General features: G+C 39.4%; 25 protein-coding genes. 19 read left to right on the top strand and 6 right to left on the bottom strand.

All coding sequences use genetic code 11. The annotated features are described in order from the left end of the window. Both purH and purD read left to right on the top strand, forming a co-directional pair. Nucleotides 1–1479, top strand: coding sequence for a bifunctional phosphoribosylaminoimidazolecarboxamide formyltransferase/IMP cyclohydrolase (gene purH / locus AC3IPL_RS03710; RefSeq protein ID WP_489241856.1), 1479 nt, complete (start codon nt 1–3; stop codon nt 1477–1479). Between the two features lie 10 nt (nt 1480–1489). Continuing rightward, complete coding sequence (purD, locus tag AC3IPL_RS03715) at nt 1490–2728, top strand: phosphoribosylamine--glycine ligase (RefSeq protein WP_489242256.1); 1239 nt, start codon at nt 1490–1492, stop codon at nt 2726–2728. Nucleotides 2729–2797: 69 nt separating this feature from the next. Here the strand turns inward: purD and AC3IPL_RS03720 are convergent, their stop codons facing one another. Beyond that, entirely contained in the window at nt 2798–2950 is a 153-nt protein-coding gene (locus tag AC3IPL_RS03720) for a hypothetical protein (RefSeq protein ID WP_489241857.1), read from the bottom strand. Nucleotides 2951–3090: 140 nt separating this feature from the next. On the opposite strand from AC3IPL_RS03720, the gene auxA reads away from it, so the two are divergent. From auxA to ptsP, 5 genes are all read left to right on the top strand, one after another. Then, on the top strand, nt 3091–4368 hold the full coding sequence (gene auxA / locus AC3IPL_RS03725) for a lipoteichoic acid stability factor AuxA (RefSeq protein WP_489241858.1): 1278 nt from the start codon (nt 3091–3093) through the stop codon (nt 4366–4368). A gap of 183 nt (nt 4369–4551) precedes the next feature. Next, nucleotides 4552–5721: a class I SAM-dependent rRNA methyltransferase gene (locus AC3IPL_RS03730; RefSeq protein WP_489241859.1), complete on the top strand. Its 1170-nt coding sequence runs from the start codon at nt 4552–4554 to the stop codon at nt 5719–5721. Nucleotides 5722–5775: 54 nt separating this feature from the next. Then, nucleotides 5776–6324, top strand: a complete 549-nt coding sequence (locus AC3IPL_RS03735) for a DUF697 domain-containing protein (protein ID WP_489241860.1) — start codon at nt 5776–5778, stop codon at nt 6322–6324. 152 nt (nt 6325–6476) lie between these two features. Then, the gene (locus tag AC3IPL_RS03740) at nt 6477–6743 is read left to right on the top strand and encodes a phosphocarrier protein HPr (protein ID WP_489241864.1); all 267 of its coding nucleotides are present in this window, start codon (nt 6477–6479) and stop codon (nt 6741–6743) included. Beyond that, nucleotides 6743–8455, top strand: coding sequence for a phosphoenolpyruvate--protein phosphotransferase (ptsP, locus tag AC3IPL_RS03745; protein ID WP_489241865.1), 1713 nt, complete (start codon nt 6743–6745; stop codon nt 8453–8455). The genes AC3IPL_RS03740 and ptsP overlap by 1 nt, the downstream gene beginning before the upstream one ends. Nucleotides 8456–8478: 23 nt before the next feature. Here ptsP and AC3IPL_RS03750 read toward each other — a convergent pair whose 3' ends face one another. Together AC3IPL_RS03750 and AC3IPL_RS03755 are read right to left on the bottom strand one after the other, a co-directional pair. Further along, nucleotides 8479–9303, bottom strand: coding sequence for a metallophosphoesterase (locus AC3IPL_RS03750; protein ID WP_489241866.1), 825 nt, complete (start codon nt 9301–9303; stop codon nt 8479–8481). Then, nucleotides 9296–9532, bottom strand: coding sequence for a glutaredoxin family protein (locus tag AC3IPL_RS03755; protein WP_489241867.1), 237 nt, complete (start codon nt 9530–9532; stop codon nt 9296–9298). The genes AC3IPL_RS03750 and AC3IPL_RS03755 overlap by 8 nt, the downstream gene beginning before the upstream one ends. 187 nt (nt 9533–9719) lie before the next feature. Between AC3IPL_RS03755 and AC3IPL_RS03760 the strand changes: the two genes are divergently transcribed. The 3 genes from AC3IPL_RS03760 to AC3IPL_RS03770 are packed head-to-tail and all read left to right on the top strand — an operon-like array spanning nt 9720 to nt 12762. Further along, nucleotides 9720–11066 carry a cytochrome ubiquinol oxidase subunit I gene (locus AC3IPL_RS03760; RefSeq protein ID WP_489241869.1) on the top strand — a complete coding sequence of 449 codons (1347 nt, stop codon included), beginning with the start codon at nt 9720–9722 and terminating at the stop codon, nt 11064–11066. Nucleotides 11067–11068: 2 nt separating this feature from the next. Then, the gene (locus tag AC3IPL_RS03765; RefSeq protein WP_489241870.1) at nt 11069–12088 is read left to right on the top strand and encodes a cytochrome d ubiquinol oxidase subunit II; all 1020 of its coding nucleotides are present in this window, start codon (nt 11069–11071) and stop codon (nt 12086–12088) included. A gap of 11 nt (nt 12089–12099) precedes the next feature. Then, nucleotides 12100–12762, top strand: a complete 663-nt coding sequence (locus AC3IPL_RS03770; protein WP_489241871.1) for a potassium channel family protein — start codon at nt 12100–12102, stop codon at nt 12760–12762. 28 nt (nt 12763–12790) lie between these two features. On the opposite strand, the gene rnjA is transcribed toward AC3IPL_RS03770, so the two are convergent. Together rnjA and AC3IPL_RS03780 are read right to left on the bottom strand one after the other, a co-directional pair. Continuing rightward, nucleotides 12791–14467 carry a ribonuclease J1 gene (rnjA, locus tag AC3IPL_RS03775; protein WP_489241872.1) on the bottom strand — a complete coding sequence of 559 codons (1677 nt, stop codon included), beginning with the start codon at nt 14465–14467 and terminating at the stop codon, nt 12791–12793. Next, nucleotides 14467–14679, bottom strand: coding sequence for a DNA-dependent RNA polymerase subunit epsilon (locus tag AC3IPL_RS03780; RefSeq protein WP_489241873.1), 213 nt, complete (start codon nt 14677–14679; stop codon nt 14467–14469). The genes rnjA and AC3IPL_RS03780 overlap by 1 nt, the downstream gene beginning before the upstream one ends. Before the next feature lie 201 nt (nt 14680–14880). Between AC3IPL_RS03780 and AC3IPL_RS03785 the strand changes: the two genes are divergently transcribed. Continuing rightward, nucleotides 14881–15654: a Cof-type HAD-IIB family hydrolase gene (locus tag AC3IPL_RS03785; RefSeq protein ID WP_489241875.1), complete on the top strand. Its 774-nt coding sequence runs from the start codon at nt 14881–14883 to the stop codon at nt 15652–15654. 11 nt (nt 15655–15665) lie between these two features. Continuing rightward, nucleotides 15666–15935, top strand: coding sequence for a hypothetical protein (locus AC3IPL_RS03790; RefSeq protein WP_489241876.1), 270 nt, complete (start codon nt 15666–15668; stop codon nt 15933–15935). 33 nt (nt 15936–15968) lie between these two features. On the opposite strand, the gene def is transcribed toward AC3IPL_RS03790, so the two are convergent. Beyond that, nucleotides 15969–16523, bottom strand: a complete 555-nt coding sequence (gene def, locus AC3IPL_RS03795) for a peptide deformylase (RefSeq protein ID WP_489241878.1) — start codon at nt 16521–16523, stop codon at nt 15969–15971. A 113-nt stretch (nt 16524–16636) separates the two neighbouring features. Between def and AC3IPL_RS03800 the strand changes: the two genes are divergently transcribed. The 7 genes from AC3IPL_RS03800 to AC3IPL_RS03830 all read left to right on the top strand — a co-directional run bounded on the left by AC3IPL_RS03800 (nt 16637) and on the right by AC3IPL_RS03830 (nt 23358). Further along, entirely contained in the window at nt 16637–17269 is a 633-nt protein-coding gene (locus tag AC3IPL_RS03800; RefSeq protein ID WP_489241880.1) for a YkyA family protein, read from the top strand. Between the two features lie 172 nt (nt 17270–17441). Beyond that, nucleotides 17442–18557 (top strand): pyruvate dehydrogenase (acetyl-transferring) E1 component subunit alpha, encoded by a 1116-nt coding sequence (pdhA, locus tag AC3IPL_RS03805; RefSeq protein WP_489241881.1) that lies wholly within the window; start codon nt 17442–17444, stop codon nt 18555–18557. A 3-nt stretch (nt 18558–18560) separates the two neighbouring features. Continuing rightward, nucleotides 18561–19538 (top strand): alpha-ketoacid dehydrogenase subunit beta, encoded by a 978-nt coding sequence (locus AC3IPL_RS03810; protein ID WP_489241882.1) that lies wholly within the window; start codon nt 18561–18563, stop codon nt 19536–19538. An 83-nt stretch (nt 19539–19621) separates the two neighbouring features. Then, on the top strand, nt 19622–20929 hold the full coding sequence (locus AC3IPL_RS03815; protein WP_489241884.1) for a dihydrolipoamide acetyltransferase family protein: 1308 nt from the start codon (nt 19622–19624) through the stop codon (nt 20927–20929). A gap of 3 nt (nt 20930–20932) precedes the next feature. Next, nucleotides 20933–22339, top strand: a complete 1407-nt coding sequence (gene lpdA / locus AC3IPL_RS03820; RefSeq protein WP_489241885.1) for a dihydrolipoyl dehydrogenase — start codon at nt 20933–20935, stop codon at nt 22337–22339. A gap of 73 nt (nt 22340–22412) precedes the next feature. Continuing rightward, nucleotides 22413–22700: a UPF0223 family protein gene (locus AC3IPL_RS03825; RefSeq protein ID WP_489241886.1), complete on the top strand. Its 288-nt coding sequence runs from the start codon at nt 22413–22415 to the stop codon at nt 22698–22700. 115 nt (nt 22701–22815) lie between these two features. Beyond that, nucleotides 22816–23358, top strand: a complete 543-nt coding sequence (locus AC3IPL_RS03830; protein WP_489241887.1) for a helix-turn-helix domain-containing protein — start codon at nt 22816–22818, stop codon at nt 23356–23358. The last annotated feature ends 6 nt before the right edge of the window (nt 23359–23364 follow it).

The following is a 23364-nucleotide window of genomic DNA, read 5'->3' on the forward strand; positions in this document are numbered from 1 at the left end:
ATGAAAAAAGCATTATTAAGCGTGTCAGATAAAACGGGTATTGTTGAGTTTGCTGAAGAACTGATTCAACTCGGTTATGAGCTCTACTCCACAGGTGGAACAAAACAAGCATTAGAGGAACAGCAAGTACCGGTGCACTCAGTGAGTGAACTGACGCAGTTTCCTGAAATAATGGATGGTCGTCTGAAGACGCTTCATCCGAATATTCACGGAGGCATCCTCGCCGATAGAGATAATGCAGAACACTTAGCTGCATTGCAGGAACATCATATTGAACTGATTGATTTAGTCGCAGTCAATCTCTATCCATTTGAACAAACTGTTGCCAATCCTGATGTTACAGAACGAGAGGCTATTGAAAATATCGATATTGGTGGACCATCGATGCTGAGAGCAAGTGCTAAAAATTTCAAGCATGTATTGACGATTGTCGATCCTAATGACTACGCAGTGATCGTCGAAAAGATCAAACAGCAGCAACTCGATGAGAATTTTAGAAAAGAGTTGATGATCAAAGTATTCACCCATACTTACCGATATGATGCAGCTATCGTCAAATTCTTTGGCAATCAAGAGACACCGCTTAGATATGGTGAAAATCCACAGCAAAAAGCACGGTTCGTCAAAACATCTCAAGCAGCGAATACTATTGCTGGAGCGAAGCAGCTGCACGGGAAAGCACTGAGCTACAATAATATAAAGGATGCGGATGCGGCGCTGCAGCTCGTTAAGAAGTTCAGTACACCAGCAGCAGTTGCAGTGAAACATATGAATCCTTGCGGTGTTGGTACGGGAACATCAATCAACGAAGCCTTTCGTCATGCTTACGAGGCGGATGATCAGTCTATTTTCGGTGGAATTGTCAGTCTGAACCGGGAAGTGGATCGTCTGACAGCAGAACAACTTAAAGACATATTTCTCGAAGTCATTATTGCACCTTCCTATTCTGATGACGCCATTAAATTATTGACGCAAAAGAAAAATATACGTCTTCTTGAAATTCAGATGGACGATGATTCAGAATCAGAAGAGTTTGTTTCTGTATCAGGTGGCTATTTAATTCAAGATAAAGATAATGGAGAACGCACAGTTGATGAGATGACTGTTGTCACCAAAGTACAGCCGACAGAACAACAGTGGCAGGCGATAGAATTTGCATGGACCGTTGTCAAAAGTGTAAAGAGTAATGCTATTGTACTTGCCAATCAACATCAGACTGTTGGAATCGGTGCTGGTCAGATGAATAGAGTAGGCTCAGCTGAAATAGCAATAGAGCGTGCAATCGGTATCGATGATAATATCGTAATGGCGTCTGATGGGTTCTTTCCGATGAGTGATACGGTGGAAACAGCAGCACGTGCAGGCATTAAATGTATTGTTCAGCCCGGTGGATCCATCAAAGACCAGGAGTCCATAAATATGGCAGATCAGCATGGAATAGCCATGGTGATGACAGGCATGCGTCATTTCAAACATTAGGAGGTGGATGATGAACATACTAGTGATCGGTTCAGGGGGAAGAGAGCATGCAGTTGCGCATAAAGTCAGCCAGTCTGACCACGTCAAAGAAGTTTATGTAATACCTGGCAATGATGCCATGACTAATGTTGCCACTGTGGTCGGTACCATTGCTGAAAATGAGCACGAACGCATCGGTGAATTCGCGCGTGACCACAGAATTGACTGGGTGATTATTGGCCCGGAACAACCATTGACTGAGGGGCTTGCAGATATATTGACGGCGCAAGGGATTAAAGTCTTTGGGCCGAATCGACAGGCGGCACAGGTAGAAGGATCCAAATCTTTTGCCAAGCAGCTGATGAAAAAATATAATATTCCAACCGCAGCTTATGACCTTATCTCATCAAGAGATGAGGCACTTGCTTATATTGAAGAACACCCCGCACCGATTGTTTTGAAACAGGACGGACTTGCAGCCGGTAAAGGTGTCGTTGTAGCGATGACAAAGCAGGAAGCATTAGAAGCCATCAATGAATTGTATGTGCACGGAGACAATCCTGTTGTATTTGAGGAATACCTTGAAGGAGAAGAGTTTTCATTGATGGTATTTGTCAATGATGATTTTATCATTCCATTTGATTGTATAGCACAGGACCATAAACGTGCTTTTGATGGTGATCATGGACCTAATACCGGGGGCATGGGAGCCTACTGCCCTGTGTCGCATATTGATGGGACAATCGTCGAATTAACCAATCAGCTCATTTCATACCCTATTGCTGAAGCGATGCATAAGGAAGGCCTTGATTATTTCGGACTGCTTTATGTTGGTGCTATCATGACACAACAAGGTCCTAAAGTAATTGAATTCAATGCACGGTTCGGAGATCCGGAATGTCAAGTGCTCCTGACACGTCTCGAAACTGATTTGATTGAAATCATAGTGGCACTTGAGAACAAAAAGGCCATTACATTGTCATGGTCTGAAGACACGGTAGTCGGCGTAGTTCTTGCTTCAAAAGGATATCCCGCTTCATACGTTGCAGGAATGCCTGTTCATGGCTATCACGGAGAGCTCGATTATTATGTCAGCGGCCTGAAACAGGATGACGGCTGGAAAACTGATGGGGGCCGTGTCATGCTGGCAGTCGGTAGAGGGAAAACATTAACAGAAGCAGTCAATGCGAGTTATGAACGTGTCAGTCGGATTACTAGTGATGGATTGTTCTATAGAAATGATATTGCTCATAGGGCGATGAACTCTTAATTCATCATACAAATAAGGTAACTGATGAATCTTTTCACTAGATTCATCAGTTACCTTATTGTTTAGGTTCTATTCAAAAGTTTCCTGTATATCTTCTTTTGTTTCTTCTTCACCGGAATTATCATTTTCCAGTGAATCCACTTTTTCTTCTGCATTCTTTTCTGTAGATTCCTGTGCTTTTTTAGCATCATCTTTAAATTCTTCGATTTTATCTTGAGCCATTGTTCATTCCTCCTCATTTAATCTTATCAACTATATTCCCGGTTACTGCCGGATTGAAACATCTCATACTTAAGACTGAAATTTTCGTATTCATAGGACATTGGGTCGTCCATTCCTTATAATAAGGTTGAGGTGAAACTATGAGATGGTTTAAAAATAATATAGAGGTCTTCATAGGCTATGTGCTCGGTCTGATTTTTATAGCGATCGGTCTGTTTATTATAGTTCAAGGTGAGGAAATCGTTGACTTCAAAGAGATTGCAGTTAATAAACTGCATATGTCTCATTTTATGGACTTTATTAATATTTACACGTATGCATTCATCAAAATATTGAGTAACTATATTAACAGCTATGCTGTCGTTTATGGTTCAGCATTGATCATCTATGGACTTGGATTTATATATATGAGCCGGACGCTGAAAAAAACAACGCAATTTGATCAGTCGATTGCTATATTTTACTTGTTAAGTGCAGTTTTCCTATTTCTTTTCACAGCTGTTTTGATGTACGGCGTCTATGACATATTTACTATCTTCTATATCATTGCATTTGTCATACTAGTATTCTATGTGTTGAATAGAAAGCGTCTGAATCAGGATTACCGCAAAATTCACTATAGCGTTCTGTTATTCTTTTTTTCATTGGCTTACTTATTGACGCAAAATAGAATTTATGATTATCTTGCTGATCATTCTGTTACCCCGCTTGATGTCATGAGTTTGAATTTCTTCTTCATGTTCATTACACTGATGGGATTAACGGCACTCGGTAATTATATATTTCTTCATCGCGCTAAAAAGCTGACAGCTGTCCAACAGGAAATGTCTCGGGTCAATCGCAATAAAAGAGATCGACAAGTGAGTGAAATGATCAATCATCAGACCAATGAAGCGGTAGAACAATTTTCAAGACAATCATTAAAAATTGATGAACGTCTAGCACTAGCCTTAAAACAACTTAAATTAAAAATCGTCCAGTGGATTGATTTAAAAGAGGAAGATATACCAGGATGGATGAAAAAACCAAAGTGGTTTAAGTTTTTTCATATCGAACTTCTTTTCGGCATATTGATGCTGATCCTTACATTGATTGAACTTAACAATAGAAGTACGTTGTTTCAAGTCAGCAAGTTTAACGTTGTCAAAATGCAGTATTTCTATGAATGGATTAACCTTACCGGAATGCTGATTGTCATTGCGGCCTACTTATTCTTTACGATTACCATATACACTAGTAAAAGAGGCTATATCGGTCAGCTGTTTACTGTTACAGTTCTATTTGTAAAAATAGTGACAGCCTTTTATTTAATGCTGTTTAAAGGGATTAATTTGTCGCTGTTTATTCCGCCGGTCATGATTCTGCTGCTGTTGATGATTACCCCGCTATTTCTCTACCATCTAAGAAAAAAATATTAAATCAGTAATCAATTTAGGGGTTGTCATTATAAAGCAAGTAATCTATAATGGGTTAGAAAACGTTTTCATATCGGTGGGAGAAATGTACTTTGGGGAAAGTACAGTGATAAAATGAAGGTGAAGAGTGTCTTTAGGACGCTCTTTTTGTGTTATAGTGGAGTATAACTAAATGAGGTGAAGTGTGTGAAGACAGTAACGCTAAAAGAACGGCAGGATAAGAAATATCGAGACGGGTATCTAGTTGTTGAAGAATCAGATGTATTTGATATGGACGCCCTTAATGAGGGTGACTTATTTATTTTGAAGAATGCATCATCCGAAGATTTAGGATTGTTTTATTTTGGACGTCAAAATAGAGGAATCGGATACAAAGTCAGTAATGATTTAACAGTGAAGCTGACTCAGAGCTACTTTACGAATCTGATGGAACAGGCTAAGTCAGAACGTGTTTCACTTTTCCAGGCCGAACATACAAATGCGTTTCGTCTCTATAATGGAGAAGGGGACGGCCTTGGCGGTTTCACTATCGATAACTATGATGGCAATCTGCTGATTCAGTGGTATTCAAAAGGCATTTATCGTTATCAGCAGGAAGTGCTGACAGCTGTCAGAGCAATTTTTGATTTTGACTCCATCTATGAAAAATTAAGATTTGAAAAAGATGTACCGACATTTCTACTGTCAGATAAAGCAGTTGAATTTCCGATCATTGTGAAAGAAAACAATCTCTTTTACACGATTCATTTTGAAGATGGCCCGATGACAGGTATTTTTCTTGACCAGCGTGATGTCCGAAATAAAATTCAGTCGTTACCGTTAGAGGAAGGGACCATGTTAAATCTGTTTGCTTATTCAGGAGGCTTCAGTGTTGCAGCTGCTAAAAATGGCATGCTGACAACAAGTGTAGATATTGCTAAACGATCGCTTGAACTCATTGAACAGAATTTTGCATTGAATGAGTTGACGCTCGATGATCACTACAGATATACACTCGATGTTTTTGATATGTTCAAATACTGCTACCGAAAAAAACTGTCATATGATTTAATTGTCATTGATCCACCGAGCTTTTCCAGATCTAAAAAACGGCGCTTCAGTGTCAAAAAAGATTATCATGAATTAGTTTCGGGAGCAGAGCCGATCGTCAGCGCAAATGGCTACCTGCTGCTCAGTACGAATGCCAGTGACTATACGCTGCCGCAATTCAAGAAGATGATAGAAGCTGCACTTGACAAGCAGAGCCGTGATTTTAAATTCGTTGAAGTGATGGGCCTCCCTAAAGATTTTAAGACTACTAATCACTACAAACCTTCTAAATATTTAAAAGTGGTTCTCGTAAAGTTTTTGGATTAATGATCGCTGATTCAGGGAATTAACTCATGAAAACAATTATCGAGGAGTGACGACATGGGTATAATGGATATGGTGATTAATAATGTTTCCAAAAAGTTAAATCGTGCCAAAAAGATAGAGATGGAGAAAAATGATTTACCGGTCAATGAGACTGAACTGATTGAGCGCCGCGAAGCGGCAGAAAATTTAATCAGAAATAAATCATTGATGAGTTCAGCCGGGGCAGTTGTTCCTATTCCTGGACTTGATGTTGGTATTGATATGAAGTTGATGACTGACTTGATTGAGCAGATTAACCGGACGTATGGACTCAGTTATAAGCAGGTCAGCGGTATGACGGATGAGCTGAAACAAAAAGTTATGGTAACTGCAGCTAAGCAGGGCAGCGAGTTCATCGGCAAAAGAATTTCAAAATCACTGATTGCAGTGATCTTCAAAGCGATGGCAAGACGAGAGCTCGCCAAACAGTCTAAGTGGGTTCCTATCGTTGGACAAGCTATATCTGCTTCCATCAGTTATTATATGATGAAACGTATGGGACTTGCACATATCGAAAAGTGTGAACGAGTGGCCCGTACTTTGATTAAAGATGCTGCAGCATAATCGTGCATCACATTATCGATAGACATTTTAAGTTTAAGTATCAAACAATTGAAGTTAACGCTATAATTTGTTATTCTATTCACTGTATAGACCGTTTCAGTTTATATATAAAAAAAAGTGCATAATTATGCGGCCAAAGGAGAAATATAACTATGGAACAAAAATCTTATGTAATTATTGATGAAACTGGTATTCACGCACGTCCTGCAACGATGCTTGTACAAACAGCAAGCAAGTTCGATTCAGATGTTCAATTAGAATACAACGGTAAAAAAGTAAACTTAAAATCAATTATGGGTGTTATGAGTCTTGGTGTAGGTAAAAATGCTGAAATTACTATTTATGCTGAAGGTAGCGATGAAAAAGAAGCCCTTCAAGCAATTTCAGACGTATTAACTAAAGAAGGTTTAACTGAGTAATGTCTAATATGTTAAACGGTATAGGTGCTTCTGATGGCGTTGCCATTGCGAAGGCCTATCTTTTAGTAGAACCGGACTTATCTTACACTAACGATACTGTCACTGATAGTGAAGCAGAAGTTGTTAAATTTAAAGCGGCCATCAATCAATCAAAAGTTGAATTGACGCAAATCAGAAATAATGCAGAAGTTGCTCTTGGCCCGGATAAAGCAGCTATTTTTGATGCTCACTTATTAGTATTGGAAGACCCAGAATTGATCCAACCTATCGAAGAAGATATTCGTACGAACCAATCTAATGCTGCAGCGGCATTGATGACGGTATCAAATAATTTTGTGACGATCTTTGAATCAATGGATAATGAGTATATGAGAGAACGTGCGGCGGACATTCGTGATGTGTCCAAACGTGTGCTGGCTCATATATTAGGTGTGACACTGCCGAATCCAACGACAATCAATGAAAGTGTAGTCATCATCGCGGATGACTTGACACCATCTGATACGGCACAGCTGAACAAAGAATTTGTCAAAGGATTTGCGACTAATATCGGTGGCCGGACAAGCCACTCGGCTATTATGAGCCGCTCTCTTGAAATCCCGGCAGTAGTAGGGACTAAAAACATTACTGATGTTGTCAAGCACGGCGATATGGTCATTGTTGACGGTTCAACAGGTGAAGTCCTTATCAATCCTGATGAGACAACTATTATCGCTTACAAACAGAAGCAGGCGAACTTTATTCAGGAAAAAGAAGAGCTTAAACAGTTAGTCAATGACAACACGACTTCAAAAGATGGTTTACACGTCGAACTTGCAGCTAATATTGGAACACCTAATGATTTAGAAGGTGTCATCAATAATGGTGCTGAAGGTATCGGTCTATATCGTACAGAATTCCTTTATATGGGCAGAGATAATATGCCTTCAGAAGATGAACAGTATGAAGCTTACAAACGCGTTCTGTCGGAGATGAAGGATAAACGTGTGGTTGTTCGTACGCTTGATATTGGTGGCGATAAAGAACTGCCGTATTTAAACTTGCCGCATGAAATGAATCCTTTCTTAGGATATCGTGCAATTCGTCTATGTCTTGATCAGCAGGACATATTCAGAACACAATTGCGTGCCTTATTACGTGCCTCTGCTCACGGCAACTTAAGCATCATGTTCCCGATGATTGCGACAATCAATGAGTTCCGTGAAGCAAAAGCGATTCTTGAAGAAGAAAAAGGTAAACTCATAGATAATAAAATTAAAGTATCTGATGATATTGAGTTAGGTATCATGGTTGAAATACCATCAACTGCTGCTATGGCGGATATCTTTGCTAAAGAAGTAGATTTCTTCAGTATCGGTACTAATGATCTGATTCAATACACAATGGCAGCAGACCGCATGTCAGAACGTGTATCGTATCTATACCAACCCTATAATCCGGCCATCCTTCGTCTTGTGAAACAAGTCATTGACGCGAGTCATAAAGAAGGTAAATGGACAGGGATGTGTGGTGAAATGGCGGGCGACACAACTGCTATTCCATTATTGCTTGGTTTAGGATTAGATGAATTTTCTATGAGTGCGACAAGTATCCTTAAAGCACGTCGTCAAATTAAAAACTTAAATCAGACTGAAATGAAAAAATTAGCAGAACAGGCTTTGAACTGTGCGACACAGGAAGAAGTCATTGAACTGGTAAACCGTGTAAAATAAAAGATATTAAGTGAACTGTGAGTTCACTTAATATCTTTTTTTGTTTCCAGCTCCAGTAAAGTAATTTCAGCAGGACAGAAGAAGCGGACCGGCAGATGGGTGGTACCGAGTCCCGGAGAGACATGGAGCAGCATTTGGTTGAGCTCATATAACCCTTTGACATAGTTCTTGCCGAGTTTTGGAAGAACCGGCGCGCCTATAAAGGGGATTCTGATCTGACCGCCATGTGTATGTCCAGATAGCTGTAAATCTACTTTGAAGCGATTAACATAGTCTGCATAGTCAGGTTCATGGACCATCATGAGAGTGACCTGCTCATCGTTGATTCTGTTTTTCAGTGCTTGAATCACATTGCCTTTACTACTTAATATATCGTCAGTCCCACCTAAATAGATAGCTTCACCATCGTAATCAATGGTTCGACCAAAATTGTTCAAAAGATGGATTCCACTATTTTCAATGACCGATTGAATTTTGTGCGTGTGATTGCTCCGCTGGTCATGATTGCCGTAAGTGAAATAAACGCCAAGTGGTGCTTTAATGGTTCTCAGCAACGGTGAAAATGCTTTTGATTTACCTTTATAAATATCGATCTTATCAAATAGATCTCCTGTTATCAAAACGATATCGGGCTGAAGTTGATTGATGATTTTAATATGATAGATCAAATCTTCATAGGTATAGTTAAATCCAATATGCAGATCGGAAATATGAACGATTCTTAACGGGCGCTCATGCGGTTGATTCAACAGTGGGAGACGATAATTCCGAATCTTAACATCCTCCGCATCAGAATAAAGAAAACGAGGTTTTATTTTAAGGAACAGCCGGACAGCCTGATTAATCATGACACTCCTCCTGCAGCACACGTTCAATTTCCGCAATATCTACAGTCCGAATGACTTCATCGTTTATAATGATAAGCGGGGTGCTGAATGCATCATGTGCTATCATTTCTCGACGAAATGCTGGATGGCTGATATTTTTCTCCGTATATTTAATTGATCTTTCGGTGAAATAATGTTTGATATATTCACACGGAGGGCATTGATTCTGAGTATATAGTGTAATGTTCATCGTTGTAACTCCTTTTTAGAATGTTAATAATATACCCTTTATTAATAGAGAATACAAATGAAGTAATGACAAATTCGCAATTTTATTGTCACATTTTCAGCGAGTTTATCAATAGAAATCACATGTGAAATTCGTTATAATGGATTTATATCAATTTGTGATAAAAATCACAATTAGGAGGAAAGCGATGGATGCAGTTGTTTTAAGTCGTCTGTTAACAGCAATGACGCTTGCGTTTCATATAATATTTGCAACAATCGGGGTCGCACTTCCTGTCATGTTCATGATAGCGGAAGGTCTTGGGCTCTACAAAAAAGATGCACGTTATTTAGCGATGTCTAAACGTTGGGCAAAAGGATTTACGATTACTGTTGCAGTAGGTGTAGTAACAGGTACGATCATCGGTCTGCAGTTATCACTGCTTTGGCCGACCTTTATGAGACTTGGTGGACAAGTAATTGCGCTGCCACTCTTTATGGAAACATTTGCATTTTTCTTTGAAGCCATTTTCCTAAGTATTTACTTATATACATGGGATCGATTTAAAAATAGATGGCTCCACTGGCTGCTAAATATTCCGATTATCATCGGATCGACTATGAGCGCATTGTTTATTACAAGTGTCAATTCATTTATGAATACACCACAAGGTTTTGAAATCGTCAATGGTAAAATGACAGGTGTCGATCCTATTGCTGCGATGTTGAACCCATCATTCTTTGTGCGGGCGTTTCACGTAGTAGCAACAGGTGGAATGACTATAGCTTTTATTCTGGCAAGTATTGCTGCTGTCAAAATTCTTCGCAATAAGTTTCCTGGAGATAGAAATTATCATCTTAAAGGCTTGAAGATAACGATGCTGACCGGTCTGTTATTTAGTATTTTAACGATTGCTGCTGGAGACTTATCTGCCAAATTCCTTCACAACGAACAACCGGAGAAATTGGCAGCAATGGAATGGCACTTTGAGACGGAAAGTCAAGCGGATCTTGTTCTGTTCGGTATACTGGATCCCGAAACACAGGAAGTTAAAGGCGCAGTTAAAATTCCTGGAGTCTTAAGCTTCCTTGCAGATAACAGTTTTGATACTGAAGTCAAAGGATTAAATGAAATTCCTGAAGATGAACGCCCACCGCTCATCATTCATTATTTCTTTGATTTAATGGTGTTCTTCGGAATGTTTGCCTTTTCAATTTCCATTCTCTACTTTATACTGAAGAAATTTAAGCCGGGTATTGCGGAACATCCATTTATTCTTTATATGATTGCACTGACAGGTCCAATGTGTATGCTGTCCATTGAATTCGGCTGGTTCCTCGCTGAAATGGGAAGACAACCATGGCTGTTACGAGGATACTTGAAAGTAGCTGAAGGTGCCACTCATGCTGATGGCTTATCACTTGCACTCATAGCATTTGCTTTACTCTATGCTGTATTAGGGTACTCGTGCGCTTATGTGCTTATTAGAATGTTCAGAGATAAACCTGCTGAACTGGATGTTAAACAAAACGAAGCACTTGTAGGAGGGAAATGATAATGGATTATCAACATATTGGTATTGCTGTATTATGGACCTTCCTATACGGATACATCATTGTCGGAGCGATAGACTTCGGGGCAGGTTTTTTCATGCTCTATGCTAAATTTACTAAGAAAGACCACTTGATCAGCAGCCTTGTTTCAAGATATTTGAATCCGGTATGGGAAGTTACGAATGTTTTCCTCGTGTTCTTCTTTGTTGGAATAGTAGGATTTTTTCCTGATACAGCGTATTACTTTGGATCAACATTACTGATACCAGGAACGGTCGCATTGCTGCTGTTATCTATTCGTGGGGCATTTTATGCGTTTGAAACTTACGGTAAGGATTCTAAGTTTGCATGGATATTTTTATACGGGATGACAGGTCTGTTGATACCAGCTGCATTTTCAACAGTTCTATCTATCTCTGAAGGTGGATTTATTGAGAAGACGTCGGAAGGAGTAGCTCTGGACTGGCTGGAGCTGTTAATGAGTCCTTATGCATGGGCAGTCGTGTTTTTAGCAGTGATTTCTGTCCTATATATTTCATCCGGATTTCTTACTTATTATGCGGATAAAGCAGGGGATAAGGCAGCGTATCAGTTAATGCGTCAATGGTTCCTGATTTGGGCCGGTCCAATGCTGATTATCTGCCAGTTTGTCTTCTTGAGCTTAAGACAACATAATGAACAGCACTTTAATGAGGCTGTGACACATTACTGGTGGATGTTCGGACTAAGTATTGTATTTTTCATTATTGCTGTCGTGCTGATCTGGATGAAAAAGAATCATGGCTTAGCATTTATCATGATCATGGTGCAATTTGCTCTGGCATTCTATGGATATGGATTAAGTAAACTGCCGTATATTTTGTATCCTTATGTCAATATTGATACAGCAGTCGTCAATGATAACATGGCATTCGCCTTAGTCGTAGTGTTTATTTTAGGTTTACTTTTACTTGTTCCTTCTTTACTATTGTTATTGAGATTATTTATCTTTGATGCAGATTATGTTAAAGGTAATAAGAAGTAGCGGAGGGACATATGGATAAAGAATTTGTAGTAATTGGACTTGGTCGATTTGGCGGCAGCATTGTCCGTGAATTAAATGCACTCGGCGTAGATGTAATGGCCATTGATAATGATGAAGCCCGGGTCAATGAATATGCTGATATTGCAACACATGCTGTGATAGCAGATACAACAGATGAAGCAGTGCTGAAAAGTCTAGGAATACGGAATTTCGATCATGTCATTGTAGCAATCGGTGATAATATCCAGGCAAGTATATTGACCACTTTAATCCTTAAAGATCTAGGGGTTAAGAAAGTAACTACTAAAGCTCAAAATGATTATCACGCCAAAGTTCTGAATAAAATTGGTGCTGATACAGTCGTACATCCCGAGCGTGATATGGGACGTCGTATCGCCCATAATTTGGCAAGTGCATCAGTCCTTGATTATCTTGAACTTGCTGATCAGTATTCTATTGTCGAAATACGTGCCGGAGAGATGCTCCAAGGTAATACTATTCTTGATCTTGATGTCCGTGCAAATTATGGATTGAATATTATCGCATTAAAAAGAGGAAAAGAAATACTGGTTTCTCCTGATCCTTACGAAGTCATTGAACGAGGCGATATTTTAATCGTCATCGGACATGATAATGATTTGAACCGCTTCGAGAAAAAAATAGCAAACGATTAAAAAGCATCCCTGCGCAGCAGGGATGCTTTTATTGTTTGACGTCCATGATCATTGGAAGAATCATCGGATTACGTTCCGTTTTTTCGTATAAATAAGGTGAGAGTTCCTCGGATATAGCAGTTTTAATATGGTGCCATTCCACATGGTCAGAGCTATTCAATTTTTCAATGACAACACGTTTTAAGCGGCGCTGTGCATCGTAAATAAGGTGACCGGACTCACGCATATAGACAAATCCTCTTGAGATGATATCCGGGCCAGCCAGCAGCTGCTTTGTTTTCAAGTCAATGCTGACAACGACGATGACAAGACCATCTTCAGATAAGATTTTACGGTCTTTAATAACGACATTACCGATATCACCAATGCCACTTCCATCTACTAGAATATCACCGGACTGAACTTTGCCTGCACTTCTCGCAGAATCTCTAGTCAATGCTAGAACTTCACCGTTTTCATGGATAAAGACATTGTCAGGATCGACACCACAGTCGATCCCTAACTGACCATGCAGTTTCTGCATGCGATATTCACCGTGAATCGGCATGAAAAATTTTGGTTTAATGAGACGCAGCATTAACTTCTGCTCTTCTTGTGAACCATGCCCAGATGTATGGATGTTGGACAGCTTGCCATGAATAACATCCGCACCAGCTTTATACAATGCATTGATTGTGCGGTTGACGCTGCGTATGTTACCTGGAATTGGTGAAGATGAAAAGATGACTGTATCTTCTGGAATGATGCTGATTTGACGATGAGTCCCGTTAGCGATACGCGAAAGTGCAGCCATCGGTTCTCCTTGTGAACCGGTACATAGAATCAACAGTTTATGTTTAGGAATACTGTTGATCTTGTTAGCTTCCACAAAGGTTTCAGGGGGTACTTTGATATAGCCGAGTTCAGTGCCAATCTTAATGTTGTTTTCCATTGAACGACCGAAGATAACGATTTTACGGTCGAATTTAACAGCAGCTTCTATGGCCTGCTGAACGCGATAGATGTTTGAAGCGAAAGTAGCAAAAATAATTCTGCCCGTACACTTTCTGAAAATCTGTTCGACATTCTGTCCGACCTCTCGTTCACTAATAGTGAAGTTCGGTACTTCAGCGTTCGTTGAGTCTGATAATAAGCACAGTACACCTTCATCACCGAGCGAAGCCATCCGGGCAATGTTCGCCGGTTCGCCTACTGGTGTGAAGTCAAACTTGAAATCACCCGTATGAACAATTTTTCCTTCCGGCGTTTCCACAACCACACCGTATGCCTCTGGAATAGAATGTGTTGTTAAATAAAAGGATACTTTTAGATGATTAAATTCAAAGACGCTGTCTTCGTTGATTGGATTAAGTGATGCTGTTCTTAATAAGTGATGTTCTTCCAGCTTATTTCTAATCAGACCTAGAGCAAGTGGACCACCGTAAATAGGGACGTTCAGCTGTTTCAATAAAAACGGGACGCCGCCGATATGGTCTTCGTGTCCATGGGTAATAAAAAGTCCTTTGATTTTATCTTGGTTTTCAACTAAATATGAATAGTCAGGTATCACATAGTCAATGCCTAGAAGTTCATCTTCAGGGAATTTGATTCCTGCATCAATGACGACAATCTCATCCTGATATTCAATAGCATAAGTGTTTTTACCGATTTCGCCCATTCCACCTAAAGCAAAAACACCTACTTCATTTTTTTGAAGAAGATTCATTAAATAGTCTCCACTTGGTAGTTCGATGCTTTTTCTTCATATTCAAGATGAGCACCTTCCAGTTTTTGAACAAATTCGATATTGTAAGGGCGATCTGATAAATATTTTCTCACTTGTTCTTCTGTTTCTGCTTCTACATATTTCACTTGTGTATTTTCACGGATAATTACTTCACTTCTGTCTTCTTGGTAAAATACTTTAAAAATTGCCATGGTATAGCCTCCTAATAAATTTAAACTACATAAAGAATGCCCTAGGTAGTCTAGGGCTAATTCAAACCGTACAAGACATTTATAATAAATGTATGAGTACTGTTATTTTACATGATGTTGAGAGTGAGTGTAAAGCCTTTAACTTAAAAACTAGAGTTTAGTTACAATCTTTTGTATGATTAAAAAAATGGAGGCGGTAGTGTGACACGTAAATTAATCTTTTTTGATGTCGATGGAACAATCTATAATAGTCATCTTGAAATACCTGAAGCAACACATACAGCAATCAATAAGTTGAAAGATAATGGACATATACTGGCAATTGCAAGCGGAAGAGCACCGTTTACGCTTGAGAAAGTATGTGCAGATACCGATATCCCGAATTATGTAGCATTTAATGGTCAATATGTCGTCTATAATGATGAAGTCATTTTTAAAAACCCGATGGATATTGAATCGCTTCGTCAGCTGGAACAGCAGGCAGTGGACCATCATCATCCAATGGTATTCTTCTCACATCATGAAATGGTGTCAAATGTTGATTATCATCAACACATTGAGGAAAGCTTATCATCCATCAAATTAGCACACCCGCGCTATGCGGATAAATATTTCGATGATAATGCTATTTATCAAGCGCTGTTATTTCATGAGAGCAAGGAAGATCATCTCTATGACAATCAGTATGACAAACTGAAATTTTATCGCTGGCACGAAGTCAGTCGGGATGTCGTACCAAGCAACGGCTCAAAAGCTGAAGGAATTAAGCAGTTTGCTGACAAACTGGGTTTCAGCCGTGAAGACTGTATTGCAATCGGAGACGGAAACAATGACTTCGAAATGATACAGTGGGCTGGGACTGGCATTGCGATGGGAAATGCCGTCGCAGAATTAAAAACAGTCGCAGATTATGTGACCGGCCATGTAGATGAGGACGGACTCTTTCAAGCATTCAAAAATTTAGAACTGATATAAGGGTGGTCAATATGGCAAACTTAGAAAAGATCAAGCAGGACATTCAAAACGAGTTTCATCATCCTACGAAATCATTAAGCCATGTAGAATTTAATAGAAGAGGTCAAGAAGTGGTTATGACCTATGTGTATTTTCCGGAGACACATGAGCATAAAGAACCGCACCTCGCTCCGCATGACAAAGATCCGGAATGGCTGACGATTGAAGAAATGAACACCTTGAAAAAATATTTGGATGACCACCACTGGTCGTTTCACGAACGAACAGATATCTTTATATAATAAATCAGTCCCTCTGCTAAAGAGGGACTGATTTTATTCAACAGGCATTGAATGAGGTTCAGGCGAGAATGGGTCGTCATGATTAATGTGATCATAAAACATGACCCCGTTCAGATGATCGATCTCATGTTGTGCGACGATGGCTGCAAAACTGTTTAACCGCAGTTTCACTTCCTTGCCTTCAGGAGTAAATCCTTTGACAGTGATTCTAGCGTAACGGTGGACGAGGCCTGGTATATTCTCATCGACACTCAGGCACCCTTCGCCTTGAGGTAAATAACTTTTCTCGACACTGTGACTGACAATTTTAGGGTTAATTAATTGATGGGTAATATAATCTTGTTTTTTGTCATCAAAGAAATGAATGACCAGCATTCTTTTGTTAATGTTCAATTGTGGTGCTGCAAGACCGACACCACTTCGCAGCTGGTACTTTGCTGCAATCTCGTCATCTTGGCTGTTTTTGATGAATTCGAGCATAGCGTCAATCGTCTCTCGATCTTCACTGCTGAGAGGAAGGCTGACCTCCTGTGCTTTTTGACGCAGTCCTGGATGACCGTCCTTTATTATATCTTTCATTGTCAACATATTATCACTCCTTGGTATTAATATAACAGAGAGCATATGCTGCTTCCACCAAATGATTGAATCAATCGATAAAAACCGCTACTATGATAAAGAAATCATAAGGAGGTAACACGATGCCAAAGTATAAAATTGCTGCCATGTGCTTGTCTGTATTGTTCCTATCAGCGTGTGGCAATGAAAATGAACAGCTTGAAACCTTCTATAAGCAGGTTCAACAAGCAAATGAACAGGAAAAATCTATCGTGCAGACAAGTGACAAACTAGGTCAACTTGAAAGCGAAAAGGTTGAGATGTTCGATAAAATTAATCAAGGCAGTATCAAGACTATTCATGCGACGGCTAAGAAATTAGATGCCAACGCAGATGAAAGAAAGACAGTTATAGAAGAAGAAAAAGATGCCATTGCACAATCTGAAGCAGAGTTTAAAAAAGCTTTGTCGCTTGCTAAGGAGGTTGACAATCAGAACAACAAGAACGAAGCAGAAGATATTGTAGATAAAATGGAAATTAAATATGAAACTCATGACAAATTGATGACATCATACGAGAAGATTTTAACGAAGGAAAAAGAGATTTTTACTTATTTGCAGAAGAAGAAACCTTCTGGTAAAGATGTCAATCAAAAAATCGATCAGCTGAATAAAATTACAGCAGACTTCCAAACGTTAACGAATTCATATACTGAAAATTCAAAAGCCCTTGAAAAAGAAAAGCAAGATGTCATTGATATATTAAACCAAAAATAAAAACTAAATTTTGATATATAACAGCAGTGAAATAAATACTAATACAGTTAATGAAACAGTTGTCGTTTGTAGTTTTGTTCATTCAATTTTTTTTATTTAACACTGCTACAGTTATATGGTAAAATGACTTAGTAAAGAAATTATATTAAATCCGAAAGGTTTGGTGAATTGGATGGCTTCGAAGAAACAAGCACCATTCGATGCAGTAGCAGTTCTTAATGAGATCGAGTCTAAATTTGAAGTAGTTCAAGTTTTAGATTTGGATGGAAACGTAGTAAATGAGGCATTTATGCCGGACTTAACTGATGAGCAGTTAGTTGAATTAATGGAGAGAATGGTCTGGACACGTGTGCTTGACCAACGTTCAATTTCTCTTAACCGTCAAGGACGTCTTGGCTTCTATGCGCCGACAGCTGGACAAGAAGCATCTCAACTTGGCTCACACTATGCACTGGAGAAAGAAGATTGGATTCTACCTGGTTATCGAGATGTTCCACAATTAATCTGGCAAGGTCTGCCATTGACTAAAGCATTCTTATGGTCACGTGGTCACTTTGTTGGAAGTCAGTTCCCGGAAGGTATGAACGCACTTGCACCTCAAATTATCATCGGTGCTCAATATGTTCAAACAGCGGGCGTTGCGCTTGGTCTTAAAAAACGTGGCCAGGAAGCTGTCGCTATTACTTATACAGGTGATGGAGGAACATCTCAAGGTGACTTCTATGAAGGTATTAACTTTGCCTCTGCTTTTAAAGCACCAGCGATCTTCGTTATCCAAAACAATAATTATGCCATTTCTACTCCTCGAGACAAACAGACTGCGGCAAAAACTTTGGCTCAAAAAGCAGTTGCTGCAGGTATCCCGGGTATCGTAGTAGATGGTATGGACGTGCTTGCTGTCTATTCAGCAACACGACAAGCGCGTGAACGTGCCATTGCTGGTGACGGCCCGACATTAATTGAGACGATGACATACCGTTACGGTCCGCATACAATGGCAGGTGACGATCCGACACGTTACAGAACTTCTGACGATGATGCTGAATGGGTTAAAAAAGATCCATTAGTGCGTTTCCGTAAATTCCTTGAAGCTAAAGGGTTATGGAATGAAGAAAAAGAAAATGAAGTCATGGAACGTGCGAAAGAAGATATCAAAACTGCAATCAAAGAAGCAGATGCGACTCCTAAACAAACAGTTTCTCAATTAGCTGAGATTATGTACTCAGGAGAAATGCCTGCTAACTTAAAAGAGCAATATGAAATTTATAAAGAGAAGGAGTCGAAGTAAGTCATGGCACAAATGACAATGATTCAAGCAATAACTAATGCACTTCAAACAGAATTAAAAAATGACGAAAACGTTCTTGTATTCGGAGAAGACGTTGGTGTCAATGGTGGTGTATTCCGTGCGACTGAAGGACTTCAAAAAGAATTCGGGGAAGACCGTGTATTCGATACACCACTTGCTGAATCAGGTATTGGTGGACTTGCAGTTGGATTGTCTTTAACAGGTTTCCGTCCTGTAATGGAAATTCAATTCTTCGGCTTTGTCTTCGAAGTATTTGACTCAATTGCAGCTCAATTAACTCGTCAAAACTTCCGCTCTGGTGGAACTAAACCAGCACCTGTTGTTATTCGTGCACCATTCGGCGGTGGTGTTCATACACCTGAACTTCATGCTGATAACCTGGAAGGTTTAATGGCTCAGACACCGGGTCTCAAAGTTGTTATTCCATCAAACCCATACGATGCTAAAGGGTTATTGATTGCTGCTATTCGTGACAATGATCCTGTTGTATTTTTAGAACATATGAAATTGTACCGTTCTTTCCGTGACGAAGTACCGGAAGAAGAGTATACAGTTGAAATTGGCAAAGCTGCTGTTAAACAAGAAGGAACAGATCTTTCAATCATTACTTATGGCGCTATGGTTCAAGAGTCAATGAAAGCGGCTGAAGAACTTGCCAAAGATGGTCACTCTATTGAAGTTATCGATTTACGTACGATCCAACCACTTGATATTGAAACAATCGTTGCATCTGTTGAAAAAACGGGTCGTGTCGTAGTGGTTCAAGAAGCACAAAAACAAGCAGGTGTCGGTGCTAATGTAGTTTCAGAGATTTCTGAACGCGCTGTCTTAAGCCTTGAAGCTCCGATTGCTCGTGTTGCAGCAGTCGATACTGCATATCCATTTACTCAAGCAGAGAATGTTTGGCTGCCAAACAAAACGGATATTTTAGAAGCAGCAAAGAGAACATTGGAATTCTAGTTGAAATGACTGTATGAAAGGTAGCAGATTCTGTTACCTTTCTCACATATTAAATATTATGAAATTTTTAGGAGGAACCTATAGTGGCATTTGAATTTAAATTACCAGCGCTAGGTGAAGGTATCTTTGAAGGAGAAATCGTCAAGTGGTTTGTTAAAGCTGGCGACGAAATTCAGGAAGATGATATTCTTTGTGAAGTGCAAAACGATAAATCTGTAGTAGAAATCCCATCTCCTGTATCAGGTACAGTTGAGAAAGTCGTTGCTGAAGAAGGAACTGTTGCAAACTTAGGTGATGTTATCATTACTATTGATTCACCTGATGCGCCAGCTTCTGACTCACATGATTCATCAGCTGAAGAACCAGCAGCTGCTGACTCACAACCAGAGGAAACTAAAACAGAAGAACCAGTGAAAGCAACGAATGAAGCAGCAGCGAATGTTGAAATTGATGAAAATCGCCGTGTCATTGCGATGCCTTCTGTTCGTAAATTTGCTCGTGATAATGATGTTAATATTAAAGCAGTTCAAGGCACTGGTAAAAACGGTCGCGTCTTGAAAGAAGATATTGAAGCATACAAAAATGGTGGGGCTCAAGCACAAGCGCCAGAAGTTGAAGCAGCTCCTGCGAAAGAAGCGACTGAACAAGCCGTTGAAGAGAAACAGCCTATTGCAGCACCAGAAGGTGAATTCCCAGAAACACGCGAAAAAATTCCTGCAATGCGTAAAGCAATTGCTAAAGCAATGGTCAACTCTAAACACACTGCGCCTCATGTTACATTGATGGATGAAATTGATGTTGCAGCATTATGGGATCACCGTAAAAAATTCAAAGATGTGGCAGCTGAGCAAGGTATTAAATTAACATTCCTGCCATACGTTGTTAAAGCGTTAGTATCAGCATTAAAAGCATATCCTGCCTTAAACACATCTATTGACGATGCAACGGATGAAGTGGTTCAAAAACATTACTATAATATTGGTATTGCAGCTGATACAGAACGTGGCTTACTTGTTCCTGTTGTTAAAAATGCAGACCGTAAATCAATCTTTGCTATTTCTGATGAAATCAATCAGTTGGCAGGAAAAGCACGTGACGGCAAACTTCAAGCTAGCGAAATGAAAGGTGCTTCATGTACAATTAGTAATATCGGTTCAGCTGGTGGTCAATGGTTTACTCCAGTCATCAACCATCCAGAAGTTGCAATCCTAGGAATCGGTCGCATTGCGCAGAAACCAATCGTTAAAGACGGCGAGATTATTGCAGCACCAGTATTAGCATTATCACTTAGCTTTGACCACCGTCAAATTGATGGAGCAACAGCTCAAAATGCTATGAACCATATTAAACGTTTGTTAAATAATCCAGAATTATTATTAATGGAGGGGTAAAAAATGGTAGTAGGCGATTTTCCAATTGAAACAGATACTATAATTATTGGGGCAGGTCCTGGTGGATATGTAGCAGCTATCCGTGCAGCACAATTAGGCCAAAAAGTAACAATCGTTGAAAAAGGTTCGTTAGGTGGTGTATGTCTGAATGTTGGATGTATTCCTTCTAAAGCGTTATTGTCAGCTTCTCACCGCTATGAAACAGCAAAACATTCAGAAGATATGGGTATTTCTGCTGAGAATGTTAAAGTTGACTTCTCAAAAGTTCAGGAATTCAAAAACAGCGTCGTTAATAAATTAACAGGCGGTGTCGGTTCATTACTAAAAGGCCGTAAAGTAGACGTAGTAGAAGGGGAAGCTTACTTCGTCGACCAGAACAACCTTCGTGTCATGACTGAAAAAGCATCACAAACTTATACTTTCAAAAATGCAATTATTGCAACTGGATCACGTCCGATTGAAATTCCTAACTTTAAATTCAACAAGCGTGTGATTGATTCTACTGGTGCGCTTGCACTTGAAGAAATTCCTGAAAGTCTTGTTGTTGTCGGTGGCGGTTATATCGGTTCTGAATTAGGAACTGCTTATGCTAACTTCGGCACTAAAGTGACAATTCTTGAAGGCGCAAAAGACATCCTTGGCGGATTCGAAAAACAAATGACTCAAATCGTCAAAAAAGGATTAAAAGCAAAAGGTGTTGACATCGTAACAGAAGCAATGGCTAAATCAGCTGAAGAATCTGACAACGGTGTAAAAGTGACTTATGAAGCAAATGGCGAAACAAAAACAGTTGAAGCGGATTACTGCTTAGTAACAGTAGGTCGTCGTCCTAACACAGATGAAATCGGTCTTGGAGAATTAGGAATAAAAATGACGGACCGCGGACTTATCGAAGTCGACAAACAAGGTCGTACATCATTGGATAACATCTTCGCTATCGGTGATATCGTTGCCGGACCACCACTTGCTCACAAAGCATCATATGAAGCGAAAATCGCTGCTGAAGCAATTTCAGGTGAAAAATCTGAAGTGGATTACTTAGCTATTCCTGCAGTATGTTTCACTGAACCTGAACTTGCTACTGTAGGTTACACAGAAACAATGGCTAAAGAAGAGGGACTAGAAATCAAAGCTTCTAAATTCCCGTTCGCAGCGAACGGCCGTGCATTATCTATTAATGCTACTGATGGATTTGTTAAATTGATTTCATTGAAAGAAGACGGCCTGTTAATCGGTGCACAAGTTGCCGGTGCTGGTGCTTCTGATATTATCGCTGAACTTGGATTAGCTATTGAAACAGGTATGACAGCTGAAGATATGGCTATGACCATTCATGCGCATCCTACATTAGGTGAGATTTCAATGGAAGCTGCTGAAGTTGCCCTTGGACATCCAATCCACACTATGTAATTTTAAGTTTAAACATATATTTTAAAACGTTATTCTATTATGGGATAACGTTTTTTTTAAGGAGGAAAATAGAATGGAATACAGTTACCCGATTGATCTCAGCTGGAGCCAGGAAGAAATGGTCGATGTTGTTAATTTCCTATCAGCTGTGGAAGAAGCATATGAAGCTAAGATGGATGCCCAGCAATTAAACCGCCTTTATAAAAAATTTAAGCAGGTGGCTCCTGGTAAAGCTGAAGAGAATAATATCTATAAAGATTTTAAAAAAGTATCTGGTTATGATGGTTATCTCGTGATCAAAGCAATGAAAGATGAGTTATTGAAAGAACAGCCGAAAGCAATATCTCTTAAAACAAAGTAATACTAAACTTTTTTAAAAAAATTTAGTAGAAGTGTTGTTTTATCCATTTTTTTTTGTTAATTTATTAATACATTAAACATTTAGTTTATATATATTAAACATAGCGAGGTGTCGAATGGATATTGGAAAGAAGATTAAGGATTTAAGACGCCAGAAGAATTTGACACAGGAAGAGCTGGGTGAACGTACAGATTTGTCAAAAGGTTATATCTCTCAACTTGAACGCAATTTATGTTCACCATCGATGGAAACCTTTTTTAATATTTTAGAAGTGCTCGGTTCGGAGCCTAGCGATTTCTTTAATGAGAAACTGCATCAGCAGAAAATTTACTATCCTGAAAGTGAACAGACGTTATATGATGAATATGATGATGGCTACTTAATCAACTGGTTGGTACCGGATTCCAATGAATACGATATGGAACCGGTAATCATCACATTGAAGTCCGGTGCAGAATACAAAAAATTTGAACCGTCATTATCAGAGAGTTTTATGTACGTTCTTCAAGGAAAAGCATCGATTAGAATTGGTAAGAAAGAATATCAGGCATTGACAGGTGAAAGTTTTTATTTTAAGGCCAATGAATCACATCAGTTATTCAATAGTGAACAACATGAAGCAAAAATCCTTATAGTAGCAACCGAATCATATCTTTAGGAGGAA

It is taken from the genome of Macrococcus sp. GL_134, from assembly GCF_057834705.1.

Coding starts and splice junctions, on each gene's coding strand:
- purH (WP_489241856.1), top strand. CDS start 1: ATGAAAAAAGCATTATTAAGCGTGTCAGATAAAACGGGTATTGTTGAG.
- purD (WP_489242256.1), top strand. CDS start 1,490: ATGAACATACTAGTGATCGGTTCAGGGGGAAGAGAGCATGCAGTTGCG.
- AC3IPL_RS03720 (WP_489241857.1), bottom strand. CDS start 2,950: ATGGCTCAAGATAAAATCGAAGAATTTAAAGATGATGCTAAAAAAGCA.
- auxA (WP_489241858.1), top strand. CDS start 3,091: ATGAGATGGTTTAAAAATAATATAGAGGTCTTCATAGGCTATGTGCTC.
- AC3IPL_RS03735 (WP_489241860.1), top strand. CDS start 5,776: ATGGGTATAATGGATATGGTGATTAATAATGTTTCCAAAAAGTTAAAT.
- AC3IPL_RS03740 (WP_489241864.1), top strand. CDS start 6,477: ATGGAACAAAAATCTTATGTAATTATTGATGAAACTGGTATTCACGCA.
- ptsP (WP_489241865.1), top strand. CDS start 6,743: ATGTCTAATATGTTAAACGGTATAGGTGCTTCTGATGGCGTTGCCATT.
- AC3IPL_RS03750 (WP_489241866.1), bottom strand. CDS start 9,303: ATGATTAATCAGGCTGTCCGGCTGTTCCTTAAAATAAAACCTCGTTTT.
- AC3IPL_RS03755 (WP_489241867.1), bottom strand. CDS start 9,532: ATGAACATTACACTATATACTCAGAATCAATGCCCTCCGTGTGAATAT.
- AC3IPL_RS03760 (WP_489241869.1), top strand. CDS start 9,720: ATGGATGCAGTTGTTTTAAGTCGTCTGTTAACAGCAATGACGCTTGCG.
- AC3IPL_RS03765 (WP_489241870.1), top strand. CDS start 11,069: ATGGATTATCAACATATTGGTATTGCTGTATTATGGACCTTCCTATAC.
- AC3IPL_RS03770 (WP_489241871.1), top strand. CDS start 12,100: ATGGATAAAGAATTTGTAGTAATTGGACTTGGTCGATTTGGCGGCAGC.
- rnjA (WP_489241872.1), bottom strand. CDS start 14,467: ATGAATCTTCTTCAAAAAAATGAAGTAGGTGTTTTTGCTTTAGGTGGA.
- AC3IPL_RS03780 (WP_489241873.1), bottom strand. CDS start 14,679: ATGGCAATTTTTAAAGTATTTTACCAAGAAGACAGAAGTGAAGTAATT.
- AC3IPL_RS03790 (WP_489241876.1), top strand. CDS start 15,666: ATGGCAAACTTAGAAAAGATCAAGCAGGACATTCAAAACGAGTTTCAT.
- def (WP_489241878.1), bottom strand. CDS start 16,523: ATGTTGACAATGAAAGATATAATAAAGGACGGTCATCCAGGACTGCGT.
- AC3IPL_RS03800 (WP_489241880.1), top strand. CDS start 16,637: ATGCCAAAGTATAAAATTGCTGCCATGTGCTTGTCTGTATTGTTCCTA.
- pdhA (WP_489241881.1), top strand. CDS start 17,442: ATGGCTTCGAAGAAACAAGCACCATTCGATGCAGTAGCAGTTCTTAAT.
- AC3IPL_RS03810 (WP_489241882.1), top strand. CDS start 18,561: ATGGCACAAATGACAATGATTCAAGCAATAACTAATGCACTTCAAACA.
- lpdA (WP_489241885.1), top strand. CDS start 20,933: ATGGTAGTAGGCGATTTTCCAATTGAAACAGATACTATAATTATTGGG.
- AC3IPL_RS03825 (WP_489241886.1), top strand. CDS start 22,413: ATGGAATACAGTTACCCGATTGATCTCAGCTGGAGCCAGGAAGAAATG.
- AC3IPL_RS03830 (WP_489241887.1), top strand. CDS start 22,816: ATGGATATTGGAAAGAAGATTAAGGATTTAAGACGCCAGAAGAATTTG.